General features: G+C 64.3%; 15 protein-coding genes. 5 read left to right on the top strand and 10 right to left on the bottom strand.

The features are described 5' to 3' along the window. Positions 1 to 165 precede the first annotated feature (165 nt). Together ureG and QCM77_RS37350 are read left to right on the top strand one after the other, a co-directional pair. Positions 166 to 789 carry an urease accessory protein UreG gene (ureG, locus tag QCM77_RS37355; RefSeq protein WP_247343779.1) on the top strand — a complete coding sequence of 208 codons (624 nt, stop codon included), beginning with the start codon at positions 166 to 168 and terminating at the stop codon, positions 787 to 789. A 298-nt stretch (positions 790 to 1,087) separates the two neighbouring features. Beyond that, positions 1,088 to 2,746, top strand: coding sequence for a CHASE domain-containing protein (locus tag QCM77_RS37350; RefSeq protein ID WP_280096255.1), 1,659 nt, complete (start codon positions 1,088 to 1,090; stop codon positions 2,744 to 2,746). A gap of 173 nt (positions 2,747 to 2,919) precedes the next feature. On the opposite strand, the gene QCM77_RS37345 is transcribed toward QCM77_RS37350, so the two are convergent. The 5 genes from QCM77_RS37345 to QCM77_RS37325 form a co-directional block, all read right to left on the bottom strand. Beyond that, positions 2,920 to 3,528 (bottom strand): TetR/AcrR family transcriptional regulator, encoded by a 609-nt coding sequence (locus tag QCM77_RS37345; protein WP_279662578.1) that lies wholly within the window; start codon positions 3,526 to 3,528, stop codon positions 2,920 to 2,922. 90 nt (positions 3,529 to 3,618) lie between these two features. Then, the gene (locus QCM77_RS37340) at positions 3,619 to 4,761 is read right to left on the bottom strand and encodes an OpgC domain-containing protein (protein WP_279662473.1); all 1,143 of its coding nucleotides are present in this window, start codon (positions 4,759 to 4,761) and stop codon (positions 3,619 to 3,621) included. Positions 4,762 to 4,948: 187 nt separating this feature from the next. Further along, a complete protein-coding gene (locus QCM77_RS37335) occupies positions 4,949 to 5,404 on the bottom strand; it encodes a hypothetical protein (protein ID WP_279662474.1) in 456 nt (151 codons plus the stop codon). A 91-nt stretch (positions 5,405 to 5,495) separates the two neighbouring features. Beyond that, positions 5,496 to 5,867, bottom strand: coding sequence for an ElaB/YgaM/YqjD family protein (locus tag QCM77_RS37330; RefSeq protein WP_279662475.1), 372 nt, complete (start codon positions 5,865 to 5,867; stop codon positions 5,496 to 5,498). Between the two features lie 78 nt (positions 5,868 to 5,945). Further along, positions 5,946 to 7,058 (bottom strand): AI-2E family transporter, encoded by a 1,113-nt coding sequence (locus QCM77_RS37325; RefSeq protein WP_279662476.1) that lies wholly within the window; start codon positions 7,056 to 7,058, stop codon positions 5,946 to 5,948. Positions 7,059 to 7,270: 212 nt separating this feature from the next. Here QCM77_RS37325 and QCM77_RS37320 point away from each other — a divergent pair, with 212 nt between their 5' ends. Together QCM77_RS37320 and QCM77_RS37315 are read left to right on the top strand one after the other, a co-directional pair. Continuing rightward, on the top strand, positions 7,271 to 8,131 hold the full coding sequence (locus tag QCM77_RS37320; protein WP_280096254.1) for a L,D-transpeptidase: 861 nt from the start codon (positions 7,271 to 7,273) through the stop codon (positions 8,129 to 8,131). A 17-nt stretch (positions 8,132 to 8,148) separates the two neighbouring features. Then, the gene (locus tag QCM77_RS37315) at positions 8,149 to 8,802 is read left to right on the top strand and encodes a DUF2865 domain-containing protein (RefSeq protein WP_280096253.1); all 654 of its coding nucleotides are present in this window, start codon (positions 8,149 to 8,151) and stop codon (positions 8,800 to 8,802) included. A 54-nt stretch (positions 8,803 to 8,856) separates the two neighbouring features. Here QCM77_RS37315 and QCM77_RS37310 read toward each other — a convergent pair whose 3' ends face one another. Then, the gene (locus QCM77_RS37310) at positions 8,857 to 10,950 is read right to left on the bottom strand and encodes a methyl-accepting chemotaxis protein (protein ID WP_280096252.1); all 2,094 of its coding nucleotides are present in this window, start codon (positions 10,948 to 10,950) and stop codon (positions 8,857 to 8,859) included. Between the two features lie 272 nt (positions 10,951 to 11,222). Between QCM77_RS37310 and QCM77_RS37305 the strand changes: the two genes are divergently transcribed. Further along, entirely contained in the window at positions 11,223 to 11,378 is a 156-nt protein-coding gene (locus QCM77_RS37305; RefSeq protein ID WP_011084288.1) for a Thivi_2564 family membrane protein, read from the top strand. A gap of 98 nt (positions 11,379 to 11,476) precedes the next feature. On the opposite strand, the gene QCM77_RS37300 is transcribed toward QCM77_RS37305, so the two are convergent. The 4 genes from QCM77_RS37300 to cysD all read right to left on the bottom strand — a co-directional run bounded on the left by QCM77_RS37300 (position 11,477) and on the right by cysD (position 17,092). Further along, positions 11,477 to 11,677, bottom strand: coding sequence for a CsbD family protein (locus QCM77_RS37300; protein ID WP_279662479.1), 201 nt, complete (start codon positions 11,675 to 11,677; stop codon positions 11,477 to 11,479). 124 nt (positions 11,678 to 11,801) lie between these two features. Then, a complete protein-coding gene (locus tag QCM77_RS37295; protein WP_280096251.1) occupies positions 11,802 to 13,967 on the bottom strand; it encodes a malate synthase G in 2,166 nt (721 codons plus the stop codon). Positions 13,968 to 14,343: 376 nt separating this feature from the next. After that, on the bottom strand, positions 14,344 to 16,281 hold the full coding sequence (gene cysN, locus QCM77_RS37290; RefSeq protein WP_280096250.1) for a sulfate adenylyltransferase subunit CysN: 1,938 nt from the start codon (positions 16,279 to 16,281) through the stop codon (positions 14,344 to 14,346). Positions 16,282 to 16,297: 16 nt separating this feature from the next. Then, on the bottom strand, positions 16,298 to 17,092 hold the full coding sequence (gene cysD / locus QCM77_RS37285; protein WP_092032217.1) for a sulfate adenylyltransferase subunit CysD: 795 nt from the start codon (positions 17,090 to 17,092) through the stop codon (positions 16,298 to 16,300). Between the last annotated feature and the right edge of the window lie 165 nt (positions 17,093 to 17,257).

Here is a 17,257-nt window from a genome sequence, read left to right as displayed (position 1 = left end):
CTCGGCTTGCCTAGACAAAGCGGTTCCATCTTCGCCCATTGGGCGTCATTCAAAACGAATCGGTCCATCCCGAGCTTGAATCACAGCCGAGCTCAAATGAGAATCCTGAATCCCAACAGACCCTAGTACACTCCGCAGTCGCCAGGACGACGATAGGAAGAAGCAATGGCTACGTCTCACGGCCCCTTGCGTGTGGGCATCGGCGGTCCGGTCGGATCGGGCAAGACCGCGCTGATGGATCTGCTCTGCAAGACCATGCGCGAGCGCTATGACATCGCCGCGATCACCAACGACATCTACACCAAATGGGATGCCGAATTCCTGGTGCGCTCAGGCTCGCTGACGCCTGACCGCATCGCCGGGGTCGAGACCGGCGGCTGTCCGCACACCGCGATCCGCGAGGATGCCTCGATGAATCTCGCTGCGGTGGCGGACATGCGCGCCAAGTTTCCCGGGCTCGATCTCGTGCTGATCGAATCCGGCGGTGATAACCTCGCTGCCACTTTTTCCCCGGAGCTCGCCGACCTCACCATTTACGTCATCGACGTGGCGGCCGGCGACAAGATCCCGTCCAAGGGCGGCCCGGGCATCACCCGGTCCGACCTCCTTGTCATCAACAAGATCGACCTGGCGCCCCATGTCGGCGCCTCCCTGGAAAAGATGGAGACGGACGCCAGGCGCATGCGCGGCGAGCGTCCGTTCGTCATGACCAACCTGAAGAAGAGCCAGGGGCTCGATCGCATCATCGGCTTCATCGAGGCCAAAGGCGGCTTGAAACGGGACAGCTGACCGACGCGACGACTTAACGCAGGCGTTTCTCTTCGTTAACGCCCTGGGCAGAAACCATTAACGGAACAAATTTCGGACACGGCGATTGATAACCTCCGGTCCCCGGGAGCGAACCCATCCCGGCCAGACCATCGGCCGGGCGGATTAAGCTTTTCAGGCGACCCAAGTTGCGTACTGATGCCTCCTCCTTCATTATCACCGCCACCGGGGTTCACCCTGTTTCGGCACATGGCCGTTCGATCGGCGTTAATATGCTCCGTGTTTATTGCCGACCTCCTGCTTTCGCCTGAGTAGTCGCGTGGTCCGGCTGGGTTTTATCATCGGCTTCATCGCTCTGCTCGGAGCCCTGCTCTCCGGGCTTGCGGCCTATCGCGTCCACGACCAGGAGCTGGCGCTGGACCGGATCGCGCTGGCGCGCGCAATCGACGTCCATGCGAGCCTGGTCCAGGACCGGCTCACCGAGCGCGAACTGCTCGCGCGGGTTGCCTCCGGCCTGTTCCGGACGCCGTCGGTGCTCAAGCCAAACATGCTCGAGCCGCTGCGCTCGGCCATCTACGCCTTCAAGACCGATTTCGTGGTGGCGGGCTGGGTCGCCCGCCTGAAGCCGAACGAGCTTGCCGCAGCGCAGGCCGCCATCGCGAGCGCCGGCTTCCCCAATCCGCAGATCCGCACCTATGACGACAAGCCGATCGACCCGGCCGAGGTCACCCAGCCGATCGACGTGCTGATGGACCTCGAGCCGCGCAGCAACGAGACCAAGGCGCTGCCCGGCCGCAGCTACGACCAGGATCAGGTGCGCAGCGCCATGCTGATGCGCGCCAGAGTGGAGAAGAGGTCGGTTGCCTCAGAACCCGTTCCTCTCCTGCGTGTCGGCGGGCCGATGGGCATCATCGTGGCCGCTCCCGTCATCCCCGAGGGCGCGACGGAGCCGGCGGGCTTCATCACATTCTCCTACGAGCTCGCCTCCCTGATGCTGACCAACGACGACATGTCGCTGTTTGCGGTCGCGCTGAAGGATCCGCGCAGGGAGGGTGGTGAGCTGGTCGCCAATGATCAAGGCGTGGTCTCGGCCCGCACGACGGAGGCGGACGGGCCGGCGCCGTCGGCGACGCGCACGGTGAGCTTCGGTGGTCGCGACTGGCAGCTCGGCTATTACGCCAAGACCAACTCGGCGCGTCGCGCCGAGCAGACTGCGATCATCGTGGCGGCGATCGGCTTTGCGATCACCGCGATGGTGTGCGGCCTGTTCGGCTATGTCGCCTACAACAATTTGCGGCTCAGCCGGGAAATCCAGGTCAGAATCGGCTTCGAGCGCCGGCTGACGGCGGTGATCGACGAGCTCAACCACCGGGTCAAGAACATCCTGGCGGTGATCCAGTCGATCGTGACGCGCACGCTGCGCCATGGCTCCGACATGGACATCGCGCGCGAGCTCCTGATCGGCCGCATCCACGCCATGTCCAACGTCGTCTCGCTGCTCAGCGAGAGCCAGTGGCAGGGCGTCAAACTGAAGGGCCTGTTCGAGGCGCGCGCCATCCCGCACGCCGACCGCATCGCCGTCACCGGTCCTGATATCGCAGTCAGCGCGCGCGCGGCGCAAAGCCTGTCGCTGCTCTTCTTCGAGCTCGCCTCGCACTCCGACGAGGGCCTGTCGCTGGTCGGCAAGCATCCGAACATCACAGCCAATTGGACCGTGACGAGCGAGGGGACCGGCGAGGTCTTCCATTTCCGCTGGGAGGAGTTCAACACCAGCGAGGCGACGCGCCGCCCCGATTCCGATTTCGGCCTGATCCTGCTCGACCGCGTCGCGCCCGAGGCGCTCGGCGGCACCGCCAAGCGCTATTTCACCGACGTCTCCTATGTCTACGAGCTGATCGCGCCGATGGAGACGGTCGAGGACATGACCGAGCGCGACCGCACTGACAAGCTTTCAGCACCGATCCGGCCGGCGCGGTAATTCGAAGCTCTAGATTCTTGTTTTGACGCGTTTTCTTCACGCGAACCGGTATCCACTTCGCTCGAAAACGCTCTAAAGCGCGATGAGATGAGGATGAATCATTATCGCGCTTTAGGTTGTTGTTTGAGCATGATCTTTTCGGAAAACCGCTTCGCACTTTTCCGGATCATGCTTTAGCGCTTCGGTCGCAGCACGAGGTCAACCAGATTCCGTGCGTAGGCCGGCGTGATCGGCGCGATGCCGAAGACGTAGCGGTAGAACAGGCCGCCATAGATCGCGTCGTAGAGATCCTCGGGCGGCCCCTCCGCCAGAATGCTGCCCTCGTTCTGCCCCGCGGCGATCATCTCGACCAGCGCGTCGCGGCGGAATTGCAGATAGCGGGCGTAGAACAGCTCGGCGGACCCGGTCTTGGAAATGCATTCGGAGATCACGGCGAGCTGGACCTTGCCGAACTCGCCCTGGAGCGCTTCGGCATAGGCCGCGGCATGGCGGCGTGCGCGTGCGGCGGGGCTGCCGGAACTCGCCGGCGGTATCGGCAGCATCTGCGCGGCATGGTGGAGGAAGGCGTCGATCAGCAGTGCCTCGCGGGACGGCCACCATTTGTAGATCGTCATCTTGGAGACGCTGGAGTGCCGCGCAACCGCGTCGATGGTGGTGGCGGCAAGGCCGGTCGCGGCCATCAGCGCATAGGCGCTTTCGAGAATGGCGTTGGTGGTCTCGATCGACCTTGGCCGGCCGCGCCGGGGCGCGCTGTCGGCTCCCTCACCCCCGCCATTCGCCATCACCACGCCCGGCCTCCTCGCGCAATCCGCTCCCGCTCCCGCATAGCGCAGCCGTGATGGCCGGCCTAGCGGAATCGGAAGGTGCCGAGGCTAGGCCCGCTGCCGCAAGGCCGCGGGCAGGTCCTGCCGCTTCGACCATGCGATGTAATATGCGACCGCGGCCATCGCCGCGAAGCCAGCCAGACTCACGGCGATCTGCATCACCACCAGATTGGGGCCGGTGATCAGGATGAGATGGCCGGTGAAGGACAGGAACACGCCGACGCAGAACACCGCGAGCCATTCCTCGCCACATCTGATGACCGTCTGTAGCGATCTCCATTGCAGGCCGGGATGATCGGCCGGGACGAGATGTGTCGCGAGGAAAGCGAGCGCGAGGAAGTGGACCACGCGATAGGGCGCGAGATTTTCCTTGTCGGTCGGCGTGATGTTGTTGAGCACGATATCCGGCAAGTAGGCGGCAAGCGCCGGCGAGTGGCGCATCAGCGTGATCGCCATCGCGAATACGAGATAGGCGCCTGCAAGCACGCGCAACCAGGACAGGCCATGCAGGGCGCGGCCCGACGCACCGGTCACGGCGAACCAGCCGCCCAGCACCATCAGCATCTGCCAGCAGAACGGGTTGAAGGTCCACTCCTGGTCCGGATAGACCCGGAAATTCCAGTCGAACCAGCGCGCCGCGAAGTACAGGGCGACCGATGCAGCCAGCGTCAGGTTCGGACGCCGCAACAGCCCCCACAGCGCGAACGGAAGGAGCGCCATCAGCGGGATCATCAATTGCAGGAGATCGAGGTTCAGCGGCTCTTCCTGAAGTACCAGTCCGCGGACCAGGATGCGCAGCGGATGCTCGATGATCCCCGAGATGTTGTATTCGTGGATGATCTCCGGCGCCATCGATTGCGAGGCGACATAGGCGATGGCGTCGATGTAGATCACGAACAGAACGACATAGGCGGCATAGAGCCGCCAGACGCGTTGGAAGATACGCGTCGCTGCGACGACGTAACCGCGCTCCAGCGCGATCTTGCCGTGAATGATGGCCATGCCATAGCCGGCCACGAACACGAACAGGTCTGCGGCGCCGCTGAAGCCGAAATTTCGCAGCGTCAGCAAATTGACGACGTTGTTCGGGATGTGGTCGACGAAAATCGACCAGTTGGCGATGCCGAGCGTCAAATAGAGGCGGGCGTCGTGATTGAATGCGGCGAGGTTCGCCTTGACGGACGGTTTCATCGAAAAAATGGCTTTTGGAATCAGGGGCGCTGCTTTTAGCGGCAACCGCCTGCCTATCCGAGTAGCGTTTGCGTGATAGAGGACAATTGCGTCGGACGGCGCAAAATTGGCGCGGCGCCGCCGGTGCCGAATTCCGATCGATGCGCTCGCAGGACTTAGGACGAAGTTTTTGAACCCGCGCTAGCCGCTACTCGGCAGGTTCAGCCGACGCCTCGTCGGGTACGCCGGCGCGGCTCGCCATGATTCCGAGGGCGACGCCGCCGACCGCCAGGATCGGCAACAGCCGCTTGATCCCGATGGCGCGAACGATCTGGAGACCCGTGGCGAGCAGCATGGGGTCCGTGAGCATGCTCTGCGCGGCCGACTTCGCGGCGCGCTCGGCTGCGATGTGAGCTTGCTTGCGCAACTGCCGCTTGTAGGCCCAATAGCTCGCTGCCGCGGTCAGGGTCAGCAGAAAGAAAACGCCGGCACCGGCGAGGCAGGCCTGCACCGGACCGTATTTTTCCAGCACCGAGATGAAGGCCGCCGCGCACAGGAAGCACGTGGTGATGAAGAGTGCGAACGCCGCGCCCGCTGCCAATGAGGTCAGCCGCACAGTCGTGCCGGTGGATGCACTGATCCCGTCGATGATGCGCTGAAACATGGCCTTGCTCCTCAAACCCCCACAAGCCGAATCGTCACAAACCGGCACCGCCGGCGCCGCAGCGCCGGCGTCTCAAAATCCGTTCGCGACATCAGCGGCGCCAGGCGGCGCCGATCAGGAAGCCGATGCCGAGCGCAAGCCCGACGGTCGCGAGCGGCCGCTGCGTGATCGCGTCCTCCAGCGTCTCCTCGATCGACCCGTAGGCCTCCTGTGCCGCGTCAAACATCGCGCCGCCGCGCTCCGACATGTCGTCGATCGCGGAATCCACGTTCTCGCGCGCCTGGCGGTAGCCGCGGCGGGCCTGCTTGCTGGAGGAATTAGCAAAGGTATTGAGCGCGTCGGTGATCTGATCGGTGAGGGCGGCGATATCGCTTTTCACGGCTGCTACATCCTTCTCGAGGCGTTCTCTGGTGGCTTTGTCGGTCCAGTCTCTCATCCCGGCTTCGGCATTGGTCGTGGACATCAGGAGCTCCGAACTGTTGACGGCTGAGATAGCCGGAAAACGTTTCGTCGCGGGGTAAGTTCCGTTGTGGGAAACCGGTCAGGCCTGCGGGAGCTGCGGCGAATCCGTCGGCAGCAGATGCTCCTTCAGGATCAGCGCGACGATCAGAAGCGGCGACGACAGGAACGCGCCCATCGGGCCCCACAGCCAGGTCCAGAATGCCAGCGCCAGCAGCACGGCGAGCGCATTGAGCTCCAGCCGCCGGCCGATGATGGTTGGCGTGACAAAGTGTCCCTCCAGGAAGGTGAGGCCGCCAAAGGCAAGCGCCGCCATCAGGCCACCTCCAATGGTCGGGAAAGTGACCAGTCCTACCACGACCAGAATGGCGAACATCGCAACCGGCCCGATGATCGGGATAAAGTTGAGGGTGGCCGCGAGGGCGCCGAGGCCGGCGGGATTGGGCATGCCGGTGAGCGCGCAGACGAGGCCCGCGCCGACGCCGACGCCGACATTGATGACGGTCACGGTCAGAAGATAGTTGCCGAGATTGACCTCGATCTCGTTGAGGATACGAAGCGTGCGCAGCCGGGCGTCGCGATCGCTGAAGGTCATGATCATCGCGCGGCGCAGGTCGCGCCAGCTCGCGATGAACAGGATGAGGGTGACGAAGAACAGCACGAATTCGGTGAAGGTCGGCGACAAGAATTCCAGCGCCGGCTGCACCCATTCGAATTTCGGCATCTGAAAATTGGGCAGCCCCTCCGAGCCGCCGACCATGGTCTGCAGCTCCCGCCACAGCGCCAGCGGCCGGTCGAACACGTGCAGCTTGTCCTTCAATTGCGCGCCGAGTTCGGGCAGGCGCGAGCTCCATTCCATCACCGGTGAGGCGATCAGCGCGACGGCGAAACCGACCACGACGGTCACCGCGATCACGATCAAGGCCGCGGCGAGCCCGCGCGGCACTTTCCGCTCCTCCAGGAAGGTTGCAGCCGGCGAGAGCATCGTGCCGGTGACGAAGGCCATCACGACAGGCAGGAAGAACGCCTTTCCGACATAGAGCACAGCGACGACGGCGATGATGAGCAATCCGGCGAGCGAAAAGGCGACGAATTCAGTGCGCCGGATCACTGGCGGAAGTTCGCCGTGGCTCTCGGGAAGCGGTGTGCCTTCGCTGTTGCCGGGAATCATACGTTCACTGGGAAGGACGCGCACAATACCTCTCCGGCACGGAAGCGTTCGGTCCGCGCGCCCATTAGTGGGAGGAGAAACGTACGAACCCGCCGCCGGTTCCATCGCGGCTTCGTGAAGAGACGCTCGCTTGACTGTGACGTGGCTGCCGCATCTCGCCGCGGAACTTGGAGCGGCTCGAGCGCGTTTATCGGACCAGCGCATCACCCTGATGCAGGCATCCAACGGGGCAGCACATGACGAAGTTCTCTGCAGTCCGACGCCGCTTTTCGCCGCGCCGCATCATCGCTTTCGCCTTCACGACCGCTTTGCTGGCCGTGCCTTTCGGCGCCGCTAGCGCGCAGACCCTGGGCTATACCTATCCGCAGGATCAGGGCTATTCGCAGGGTTATGCAAGCCAGGGTTATGCAAGCCAGGGTTATGCAAGCCAAGGTTACGCACGCCAAGGCTACGCACGCCAAGGCTACGCACGCCAAGGCTACGCAAGCCAAGGCTATGTGAGTCAGGAGTCGCAGGTCTCCGACGAGGATGCCGCGCTGCCCGATCGCCTGCGTAAGCAGATTGTCAGCTTCGACCGGAGCGAGCCGGCCGGCACCATCGTCATCGATACCAACAACACTTATCTTTACTACGTGCTCGGCCAGGGCCGCGCCATCCGTTATGGCGTCGGTGTCGGGCGCGAGGGCTTCACGTGGTCGGGCGTGCAGAGCGTCAGCCGCAAGGCGGAATGGCCGGACTGGCATCCGCCGGCCGAGATGATCGCGCGCCAGCCCTATCTGCCGCGCTTCGTCGCTGGCGGTCCCGGCAATCCGCTCGGTGCGCGCGCGATGTATCTCGGTTCGAGCGAATATCGCATCCACGGCACCAACGATCCCACCACAATCGGCAAGTTCGTTTCGTCCGGCTGCATCCGCATGACCAACGAGGACGTCACCGACCTGTTTAGCCGCGTCGATGTCGGGGCCAGGGTCGTGGTGCTGCCGAAGAACGCGCCGCTGATGGCGAGAGGCGGGGATTCCGTGCGCAAGCGCCAGCCGGTCACGACGCTGCCCCCGGGCGGGCAGGCGCTGAACATTTCGACGTCGGCCGTAAACTAGGAGTTGAGCGAGGTCACATGAAGAGACGTTCGATCTGTAAACTGGCCGGTGGCGCGGCGGCGTTTTTCGCCGTCGCCTCCTTCTGCCTCGCGCTGACGCCGTCGGCGCATGCGGAGGACTTTTTCTCGGCCCTGTTCGGCGGCTTCCGCGGCCGGACGGCGCCGGAGATCCGCATGCCGTTCCCGAATGACGACATGCCGCGCTACGACACGCCGCGCCAGCGAGCTTCCTATGGCGGCGGCACGGCCTATTGCGTGCGCGGCTGCGACGGCCGCTATTTCCCGGCGCAAGGAAACGATGCCGAAAGCAAGGCGCAATCCTGCAAGAGCTTCTGCCCGACGTCAGAGACCTCGCTGGTCTATGGCAGCAATATCGACGACGCCACGACGGAGAACGGAAAATCCTATTCCGACCTGCCGAATGCCTTCCGCTACCGCAACGAGATCGTCGCGGGCTGCACCTGCAACGGCAAGAATCCGGCCGGGCTCGCTCAGGTCAAGGTCGAGGACGATCCCACCTTGCGCAAGGGCGACATCGTCGCGGGCGCCGATGGCCTGGTGGTCGCCAGCCGCAATGCCAACGACCGCCGCGGCGTCGCGATGAACTTCTCGCCGCTGCCGGACTCGGTGCGCGCAAAATTCCGCCAGGTGCCGGTGGTGGCGAAGGAATAGGCGTGACGTCGTCCTGCCTTCGCGGGACGACGTCGCTGGGGTTGCGTGCGTGCCTTACGCCGCGCGGATCTTGCCGAGGAAGTCGCTGACCTCATGGCCGAGCTGGCGGCTCTGGCTCTCCAGCATCTCGGAGGCCTGCTTCACGTTGTCGGCGGCGGCAGCAGCAGCGTCCGCATCGGATTTGACGCCGGTGATGTTGTCCGAGACGTTCTTGGTGCCCTGCGCCGCATATTGCGTGCTGCGGGTGATCTCTTGCGTGGCCGCACCCTGCTCCTGCACGGCGGCGGCGATTGCGGTCGCGACTTCGTTCACTTCGCCGATGATGCCGCCGATGGTCTGGATCGCGCTGATGGCGTCGCCCGCGACCTTCTGGATGTCGGCGATCTGCTCGGAGATCTCCTCGGTCGCCTTGGCCGTCTGGCTCGCCAGTGATTTCACCTCGGAGGCCACCACGGCAAAGCCGCGACCAGCTTCGCCGGCGCGGGCCGCCTCGATCGTGGCGTTGAGTGCGAGCAAATTGGTCTGCTGCGCAATGGTGTTGATCAGGCCGACGACCTCGCCGATGCGGCCGGCCGACTTCTGAAGTCCCTGCACCGTGCCGTCGGTCTCGCGCGCCTGGGTCACGGCGCGGCTGGCGATGCCTGCAGCATGCGCGGCCTGCTGGCTGATGTCGTTGATCGATGCGCTGAGCTCCTCGGCGGCGGCGGCGACGCTGTCGACGCTCATCGAGGCGTCATTGGAGGCCTTGCCGGCGACCTGCACGCGGTCGTTGGTCTGGCGCGACACCGCGGACAGATCGCCCGAGGTCTTGCGCATTTCACCGGAGGCGTCGCTCAATTCGCCGAGCGTCTTGCGCACCGCGCCCTCGAACTCGCCGACATAGGCCTCGACCGCGCGCTGGCGCGCGGAGGCGCCCACATTGCGCTCGCGCTCCTGCGCCTCGATCTTGAGCTTCTCGTTGGCCTGCTGCTTGAAGGTCTCCAGCGCGCCGGCAAGCGCGCCGATCTCGTCCTGGCGGTCGAGATAGCCGCTGTCGACGGCAAGATCGCCGCCGGCGACCTTCAGCATGGCGTCGCGGATAGTGGTGAGCGGAGTGATGACGCGGCGGCTGACCAGCATGATCGCGCCGACGGCGAGCCCAAGGGCGAACGCCAGCAGCGTAAGCTGCACGATCAGTGCGCGCTGTGCGGCGCCGCGCTGTTCCTGCGTATGGACCTTGGCAGCATCGAGCGCACCTTCTGCTACTGCGACCGCGCTCGCCATGCGGCCGACCGTGATCGGGCTCCATTGGTTCGCTGTCATCTCGGGCTTCTCACCCTTGACCAGCGCGTCCGCGAGACGGTCGCGCAAGGCCAGATATTGCGGCTCGAAATAGGAGGTCTTGGCAGAGGCCATCGCGGAGGCGAGCCCCGCCGGCAACTGCATGCCGGATGTCGACAATTCCAGCGCCTTCCACATCGCGCTGGTGCCGCCGACATGTTGGGTATAGGCGTAGCGGCCTTCCGGCGTGATCTTGCCGGCGGCAAGCCCGGTCGAGACGATCAGCGACGCCTCACCCGCGGTGTTGCGGAGCAGCCAGGCGTTCTGCTTGATCGACAGCAGCTGGTCGATCGCGGCATCCTGGTGATTGACGGTGGCGGCCAAGACGTTCGAAAGCTTGTCGAGCGTGTCGAGCAGGCCCTGTGTCGTCTCCATGTATTCCTTAGGCAGGCCGGCGCGGCGCTGCTCCTTGGACTTGGCCACATCCTCCCAGAACTGCTTCTGCTCCTCGGTCAGCAGCCTGTGGAGGCGCGCGAGCTCCGGCACCAGCGTGCCCGATTGCGGAAAGTCCATGGTCGGCAGCAGCTCGATCGCGCGCGCCATCGCGGGCATTTGGGCGTCGCGCAGGGCACGCAGATATTTCTCGATCTCGCCGTCCATCGGCTCGGTCGCGTTCAGGAGGCGGAACGTGGTCGAGCGGTCGGTGCGCAGATTGTGCATCGCCTTGAACAGATCGGCGGAAGTGTCGGCGATCTGCGAGATGCGGTTGGCGGTCCTCAGGCGATCCCACGACTCGTAGGCAGTGAGCGAAAGCGCGATCACCACGCAGATCGACGTGATCGCGATCACCGCCTTCAGCAGCGCGGATACGGTCAGACGATTCAGCATCGAAGTCCCCCAATTCCCATTGCAAAGTTCGTGAAGTGGCCCCGGCAACATCGGAAAAGAGGGGCACGTAAGAATCGGCAATCGCATGCCGTTTGCGGCTCACGGCCAAACGGTGTCTGCATCTGAAAGGAAAAGGGTAAAGTTTTAGGCGGCCCCGTTGATCGTAGAAGTACGTATTTACTAGAAGTTGCAGTGGGTTGCTCCGATGGAACCAGCGCGGGAGGTGAGCGTTAAAGACACGTCAGTAATTGGCCTGAAGGGGGGTCCTAGCGATGCTGGTCGGCGTACTCGTCACCTTTCTCGTCGTCATTCTCGTGCTTTATCTCATCAACATGCTGCCGATGGACGGCCGCGCCAAGCAGATCGCGCGCGTTGTCGTCATCATCATCGGTGTCGTGTCGCTGCTGAAATACCTGACGGTGTTTTAGGGCTTCTGCTTGCGGGGAGAGGGAGTGCACGAGCCATCCCGCCACGACAAAGGCCCCGGCATGGGCCGGGGCCTTTGTAGTTCGTGACGAGACTAGCTCTAATGCAGCGACTTGAGCCAGGCATCGACATCCTGACGGATCTGATCCCGGGCCAGGCCATAGCGTTGCTGGAGCCGGCCTTCGAGCTGATCGCGGCGACCCTCGATCACGTTGAGGTCGTCGTCGGTGAGCTTGCCCCATTTCTCCTTGGCGGAACCCTTGAACTGCTTCCAGTTTCCTTCGATCCGATTCCAGTCCATGACCATCTCCTAAAGCGTTGATGGTCCTACAACGACAGCGGCGCGCAGCCGTTCCGCTGCGCGCCGCGACGTTTCGCCCGATAGGTCAGTCTGTCAGCCCGAGCCTTGTCAGCCTAAAGCCTTGTTAGCCTAAAGCCTTGGCCTCGCGGCGGCGGGCGGTGAGGATGTATTCGGTGTAGCCGTTCGGCTGCTCGCGTCCCTTGAAGACGAGGTCGCAGGCGGCCTTGAAGGCTGTGCCGTCGAAGGCGGGCGCCATCGGCTTGTAGATGGTATCGCCGGCGTTCTGCTTGTCGACCACGACCGCCATGCGCTTGAGCGATTCCATCACCTGCGCTTCGGTGATGACGCCCTGATGCAGCCAATTGGCAAGGTGCTGGCTGGAGATGCGCAAGGTGGCGCGGTCTTCCATCAGGCCGACATCGTGGATGTCGGGCACCTTGGAGCAGCCGACGCCCTGGTCGATCCAGCGCACGACATAGCCCAGAATGCCCTGGCAGTTGTTGTCGATCTCCTGCTTGACGTCGTCGGGCGCCCAGTTCGACTTCGACACCGGAATGGTGAGGATGTCGGAGAGTTTTGCCCGGGGGCCGCCCTTGGTCAGCTCCTGCTGCCGCGCGGTGACGTTGACCTGGTGGTAGTGCAGCGCGTGCAGCGTGGCTGCGGTCGGCGAGGGCACCCAGGCGGTGGTGGCGCCGGCTTGCGGATGGGCGAGCTTCTGCACCAGCATGTCCGCCATCTTGTCGGGCGCGGCCCACATGCCCTTGCCGATCTGCGCATGGCCGGGCAGGCCACAGGTCAGGCCCATGTCGACGTTCCAGTCCTCATAGGCCTTGATCCAGGCCTGCGCCTTCATCTCGTTCTTGCGGATCATCGGGCCCGCTTCCATCGAGGTGTGGATCTCGTCGCCGGTGCGGTCGAGGAAGCCGGTGTTGATGAACATGATGCGCTTGGAGGCGCGCTGAATGCAGGCCTTGAGGTTGACGGTGGTGCGCCGCTCCTCGTCCATGATGCCGACCTTGAGCGTGTTCTCGGGCAGCGACAGCATCTTCTCGACGCGGTCGAATATTTCGCAGGTCAGCGACACCTCGTCGGGGCCGTGCATCTTCGGCTTGACGATATAGGCCGAGCCGGTGCGGCTGTTCTTGACCTTGGAGTTGCCTTTCAAGTCATGCACGGCAAGAAGCCCGGAGACGGCGGCGTCGAGCAGGCCTTCCGGAATCTCCTCGCCCTTTTCGTCCAGCACCGCGTCAGTGAACATGTGGTGACCGCAATTGCGCATCAAGAGCAGGCTGCGGCCATGCAGCTTGACCTCGCCCTTGCCGTCAGGCGTCTTGTAGCTGCGGTCGGCATTGAGCGAGCGCGTCAGCGTCTTGCCGCCCTTCTCGAAATCGGCCGACAGCGTGCCGTTCATCAGGCCGAGCGTGTTGCGATAGACCAGCACCTTGTCCTCGGCATCGACCGCGGCGACCGAGTCCTCCATGTCGAGAATCGTGGAGACCGCGGACTCCATGACCATGTCCGCGACGCCAGCCGGATCGTCCTTGCCGATCGCGCTGGTGCGGTCGATCTTCACTTCGACATGCAGGCCGTTGTTGGCGAGCAGCACCGCGCTCGGTGCGGCTGCATCGCCCTGGAAGCCCGCGAATTGCGCGGCGTTCTTCAGTGCGGTGGCGTTGCCGCTCTTCAGCTTCACCGCGAGCTGGCCCGCGACCACGCTATAGGCGGTGACGTCGGTGTGACTGCCGGTCGCCAGCGGCACGGCGGCATCGAGGAACGCTTTTGCCTTGGCGATCACCTTGTCGCCGCGCGCCTTGTTGTAGCCCTTGCCGCTCTCGGACGGATCGTGCGGGATCGCGTCGGTGCCGTAGAAGGCGTCATAGAGCGAACCCCAGCGCGCATTCGCGGCGTTCAGCGCGTAGCGTGCGTTGGTCAGGGGCACGACGAGCTGCGGGCCGCAGATCTTGCCGATCTCCTCGTCCACATTGGCGGTCTCGACCCTCTGCGTCGCCGGCTCCGGGACGAGATAGCCGATCTCCTTCAGGAAGGCGGTATAGGCATCGAGGTCGAACGCCTTGCCCTTGTTGGCGCGGTGCCAGTCGTCGATCTTGGCCTGCAGCGTGTCGCGCACCGCCAGCAGCGCGCGGTTCTTCGGCCCCAGCTCCTTGATGATGGCGGCAACCCCGGCCCAGAACGCATCCGGCGCGATCCCCGTTTTCGGGGCCGCTTCCTTGGCGATGAAGTCAAACAGGACGGGAGCGATCTTCAATCCGTGGGCGTCGACGCGTTTCATGATGGTCTTTCTTGTTGGAAATGGCTGTTTTTGGCTGCTTTTGACCCGACAGCAGCAAAATGCGCCCACAGGGAGCGGCTTTCAGGGCCTTATTAGCCCCAAAATCGGGGCCGTGAGAAGGCCCCCGACGTCTGTCAAAATGTCAAGGCGAGGTGGCGGCAAGCTGGCTGTCATCGCCCGGCTCCGACCGGGCGATCCAGTATTCCAGAGGCGGCAGTGATCTAACCGAGAAGTCTCGGCGTACTGGATTCCCCGCCTTCGCGGGGAATGACAGCGGAGCAAGTGGTGACGTCCGCCGTCGCCCTGCCGGGCTCCTTAGATGCGGCGGCAGGTGGATGGCCGGGTCAATCCCGGCCATGACGTAAGAGGCCGCCCTTCAAATATTTGCGGCGAGGTCCACGACTTCGTCGAACAACACACCGGTCGTCTTCAGCATCTGTTCGATCTCGTCCGCCGCCTCGGCGACCGTCCGCGTCGAGGTGTCGATCACGAGCTCGGCGGCGTGCGGTGCCTCGTAGTCGTTGCCGATGCCGGTGAAGGATTGCAGGGTGCCGGCGCGGGCTTTCTTGTAGTGGCCCTTGGGGTCGCGCTCCTCGCAGATCTCGGCCGGTGTCGCGACATGGATCTCGCGGAACGAAGTGTCGGCGATGCGGCGCGCGGTGGCGCGGTCTTCGCGGGCCGGCGAGACGGCGGCGACGATGGCGATGTGGCCGTTGCGGGCGAGATGCGTCGCGACTTCGGCGAGACGGCGGATGTTCTCGCTGCGATCATTGGCCGAGAAGCCGAGATCGCTGTTGAGCCCGGCGCGCAGCGTGTCGCCGTCGAGCAGGATCGGCGAGCCGCCATTCGAAAACAGCCGCCGCTCCAGCGCCTTGGCCAGCGTCGACTTGCCGGACGCCGGAAGGCCCGTGAGCCAGACCACGGCGCCATTGTGCTGATAGCGCGCCGAGCGTTCGTCGGGCCGCAGCGCGGATTCCACCGGCACGATGTCGACCGGCACGGCGCGCTGGCCGGCATCGACCGACAGTACGAGGCCGCCGCCCGCGATGCGGCCGGACACCTCGATCACGATGCGGCCGGTGCGCGGGTTCTCGGTGTAGGGGTCGGTGGCAATCGGATTCGAAAGAGAGATGTCGATCTCGCCGACATGGTTGCGGCCGATCGCCTTGTTCTCGACGCTCGACAGCTCGCCGGGATCGACGGCCTTCTCGATGGCGACGACCGTGGCGCGGCTTTCCTTAGGTCCGCAGCGAACCAGGAGCTGGTCGCCCTTGGCCAGCGGCTTGTCGTGCAGCCAGAAGATCCGCGCGCGCAGCCGCCGCGTCTCGCGTGGGGCGCTATTCGCATGCGCGATGATATCGCCGCGCTCGACGAACAGCTCGCGGTCGAGCGTGATGCCAACCGAGCGGCCCGCACCCTGTCGGCCCGCGACCGGCGTCATCGGCCAGCTCTCGACCGTCTTGATCTTCGCGATCTTGCCGGCCGGCATGATCACGATCTCGTCGCCGGCAATGAGGCTGCCGGATTCGATGCGGCCCGCGACGATGCGGCGGTCGTCGAATTTGTAGATCGCCTGCACCGGCAGGCGCAGCGCCAGCGTTTCCAGCGGACGCGCCGGCTCGAGCCTATCAAGGGCCTCGACCACGGTGGGGCCTTTGTACCAGCCGATGCGGTCGGTGCGCTCGGCGACGCCGTCGCCGTCGCGGGCGGAAATCGGGATCACGGCCGTGGGCTTCACGCCGCGGCCCAGCAGATGCGCCGAGATCTCGTCGCTGATCTCCTTGAAGCGCTCCGCGGAGAAGTCGACGCGGTCCATCTTGTTGACGACGATCGCGACCTGCTTCACGCCGAGCAGATGCAGGAGATAGCCGTGCCGCCGGGTCTGGTCGCGCACGCCTTCGAGCGCGTCGATGATCAGCACCGCGCCGTCGGCTTGCGAGGCGCCGGTGATCATGTTGCGCAGGAATTCGGCGTGGCCGGGCGCGTCGATCAGCACGATGTCGCGCGAATTGGTGCGGAAGCGGATCTGCGTCGTGTCGATGGTGATGCCCTGGTCGCGCTCGGTCTGGAGTGCGTCGAGCAGGAACGACCATTCGAACGGCATGCCGCGCCGCGCGCTGACGGCCTTGAGCATCTCGAGCTTGCCATCGGGCAGGCTGCCGGTCTCGTGCAGCAGGCGGCCGACCAGCGTCGACTTGCCGTGGTCGACATGGCCGACGATGACGATGCGGACCTGCGGTCGCGTCGTGCCATTTGGCATCGAATTGGTGCCGTTCGGAGTGGCGGGCGAAACGGGGGTGACGATCATGTTCATACGACGCTCGCGTCCTTCAGAGATAGCCGGCGACGCGCAGGCGCTCGAAAGCGTCCTCGGTCTCGTGGTCGAGCGCACGGCCGGCACGTTCCGGCACCTTGGTCTGCTCGAGCTCGATCAGGATCTCGTCGATGTTCGACGCCGTCGAAGCGACCGGATTGGTGATGTCCTGATCGCCCAGCGAGCGATAGCGCTTGCCGTTTTGCGACAGGTAGAGCGGGATGATCGGGATGTTCTCGCGCTTGGTGTAGGCCCAGATATCGGACTCGGTCCAATGCAGAATCGGATGGATGCGCAAATGCGCGCCCTGCGGCGGCGAAGCGTTGAAATGATCCCAGAACTCCGGCGGCTGGTCGCGCACGTCCCAATTGCCCTCCAAGCCGCGCGGCGAGAACACGCGCTCCTTGGCGCGCGTCGCCTCCTCGTCGCGGCGGATGCCGGCAATCAGGCCGTCAAAACCGTATTTGCCGAGTGCCATCTTGAGGCCCTCGGTCTTGCGCGCGGCGGAACGGGCGGCGGGCGGCAGCGTTGGGTCGACGGCATCGATCGGCGGGCAGGGCTCCACACGCAAATCGAGATCCCACTCCTTGCCGTAGTGATCGCGGAACCGATACATCTCCGGAAACTTCTTGCCGGTGTCGACATGGAGAGCCGGGAACGGCAGGCGGCCGAAGAAGGCCTTGCGTGCCAGCCAGATCATGACATTGGAGTCCTTGCCGAGCGACCACAGCAGGGCGATCTTCTTGAGGCGGCCGAAGGCTTCGCGGAAGATATAGATGCTCTGGGCTTCGAGCTGGTCGAGATGGTCCATGCTCGGGGCAAGGTCAGCAGAAAATTCTCGGGCGGGCTTACGCTCGGCGAGAGCGGGACTGCTCAGTCCATTTGCAGCGGAATCGTCCTTGAGAAGATGCATCTCTGCCACTTTGCGTTTGGAGGCGAAAATTCTATAGTTGCGGTGCGGAGGAGAAGAAAAAAA

Source organism: Bradyrhizobium nivariense (assembly GCF_029846695.2).
Classification (GTDB): Bacteria; Pseudomonadota; Alphaproteobacteria; order Rhizobiales; family Xanthobacteraceae; genus Bradyrhizobium.
The sequence above is the reverse complement of the archived record's forward strand: the minus strand, read 5'-3'. Positions and strand labels throughout refer to the sequence as shown.

Excerpts from the sequence above, each read along its gene's own strand:
- QCM77_RS37305 (WP_011084288.1), top strand. The coding sequence starts at position 11,223 with ATGCTGGTCGGCGTACTCGTCACCTTTCTCGTCGTCATTCTCGTGCTT.
- QCM77_RS37295 (WP_280096251.1), bottom strand. The coding sequence starts at position 13,967 with ATGAAACGCGTCGACGCCCACGGATTGAAGATCGCTCCCGTCCTGTTT.
- QCM77_RS37335 (WP_279662474.1), bottom strand. The coding sequence starts at position 5,404 with ATGTTTCAGCGCATCATCGACGGGATCAGTGCATCCACCGGCACGACT.
- ureG (WP_247343779.1), top strand. The coding sequence starts at position 166 with ATGGCTACGTCTCACGGCCCCTTGCGTGTGGGCATCGGCGGTCCGGTC.
- QCM77_RS37315 (WP_280096253.1), top strand. The coding sequence starts at position 8,149 with ATGAAGAGACGTTCGATCTGTAAACTGGCCGGTGGCGCGGCGGCGTTT.
- QCM77_RS37300 (WP_279662479.1), bottom strand. The coding sequence starts at position 11,677 with ATGGACTGGAATCGGATCGAAGGAAACTGGAAGCAGTTCAAGGGTTCC.
- cysD (WP_092032217.1), bottom strand. The coding sequence starts at position 17,092 with ATGGACCATCTCGACCAGCTCGAAGCCCAGAGCATCTATATCTTCCGC.
- QCM77_RS37310 (WP_280096252.1), bottom strand. The coding sequence starts at position 10,950 with ATGCTGAATCGTCTGACCGTATCCGCGCTGCTGAAGGCGGTGATCGCG.
- QCM77_RS37345 (WP_279662578.1), bottom strand. The coding sequence starts at position 3,528 with ATGGCGAATGGCGGGGGTGAGGGAGCCGACAGCGCGCCCCGGCGCGGC.
- cysN (WP_280096250.1), bottom strand. The coding sequence starts at position 16,281 with ATGAACATGATCGTCACCCCCGTTTCGCCCGCCACTCCGAACGGCACC.
- QCM77_RS37340 (WP_279662473.1), bottom strand. The coding sequence starts at position 4,761 with ATGAAACCGTCCGTCAAGGCGAACCTCGCCGCATTCAATCACGACGCC.
- QCM77_RS37320 (WP_280096254.1), top strand. The coding sequence starts at position 7,271 with ATGACGAAGTTCTCTGCAGTCCGACGCCGCTTTTCGCCGCGCCGCATC.
- QCM77_RS37330 (WP_279662475.1), bottom strand. The coding sequence starts at position 5,867 with ATGTCCACGACCAATGCCGAAGCCGGGATGAGAGACTGGACCGACAAA.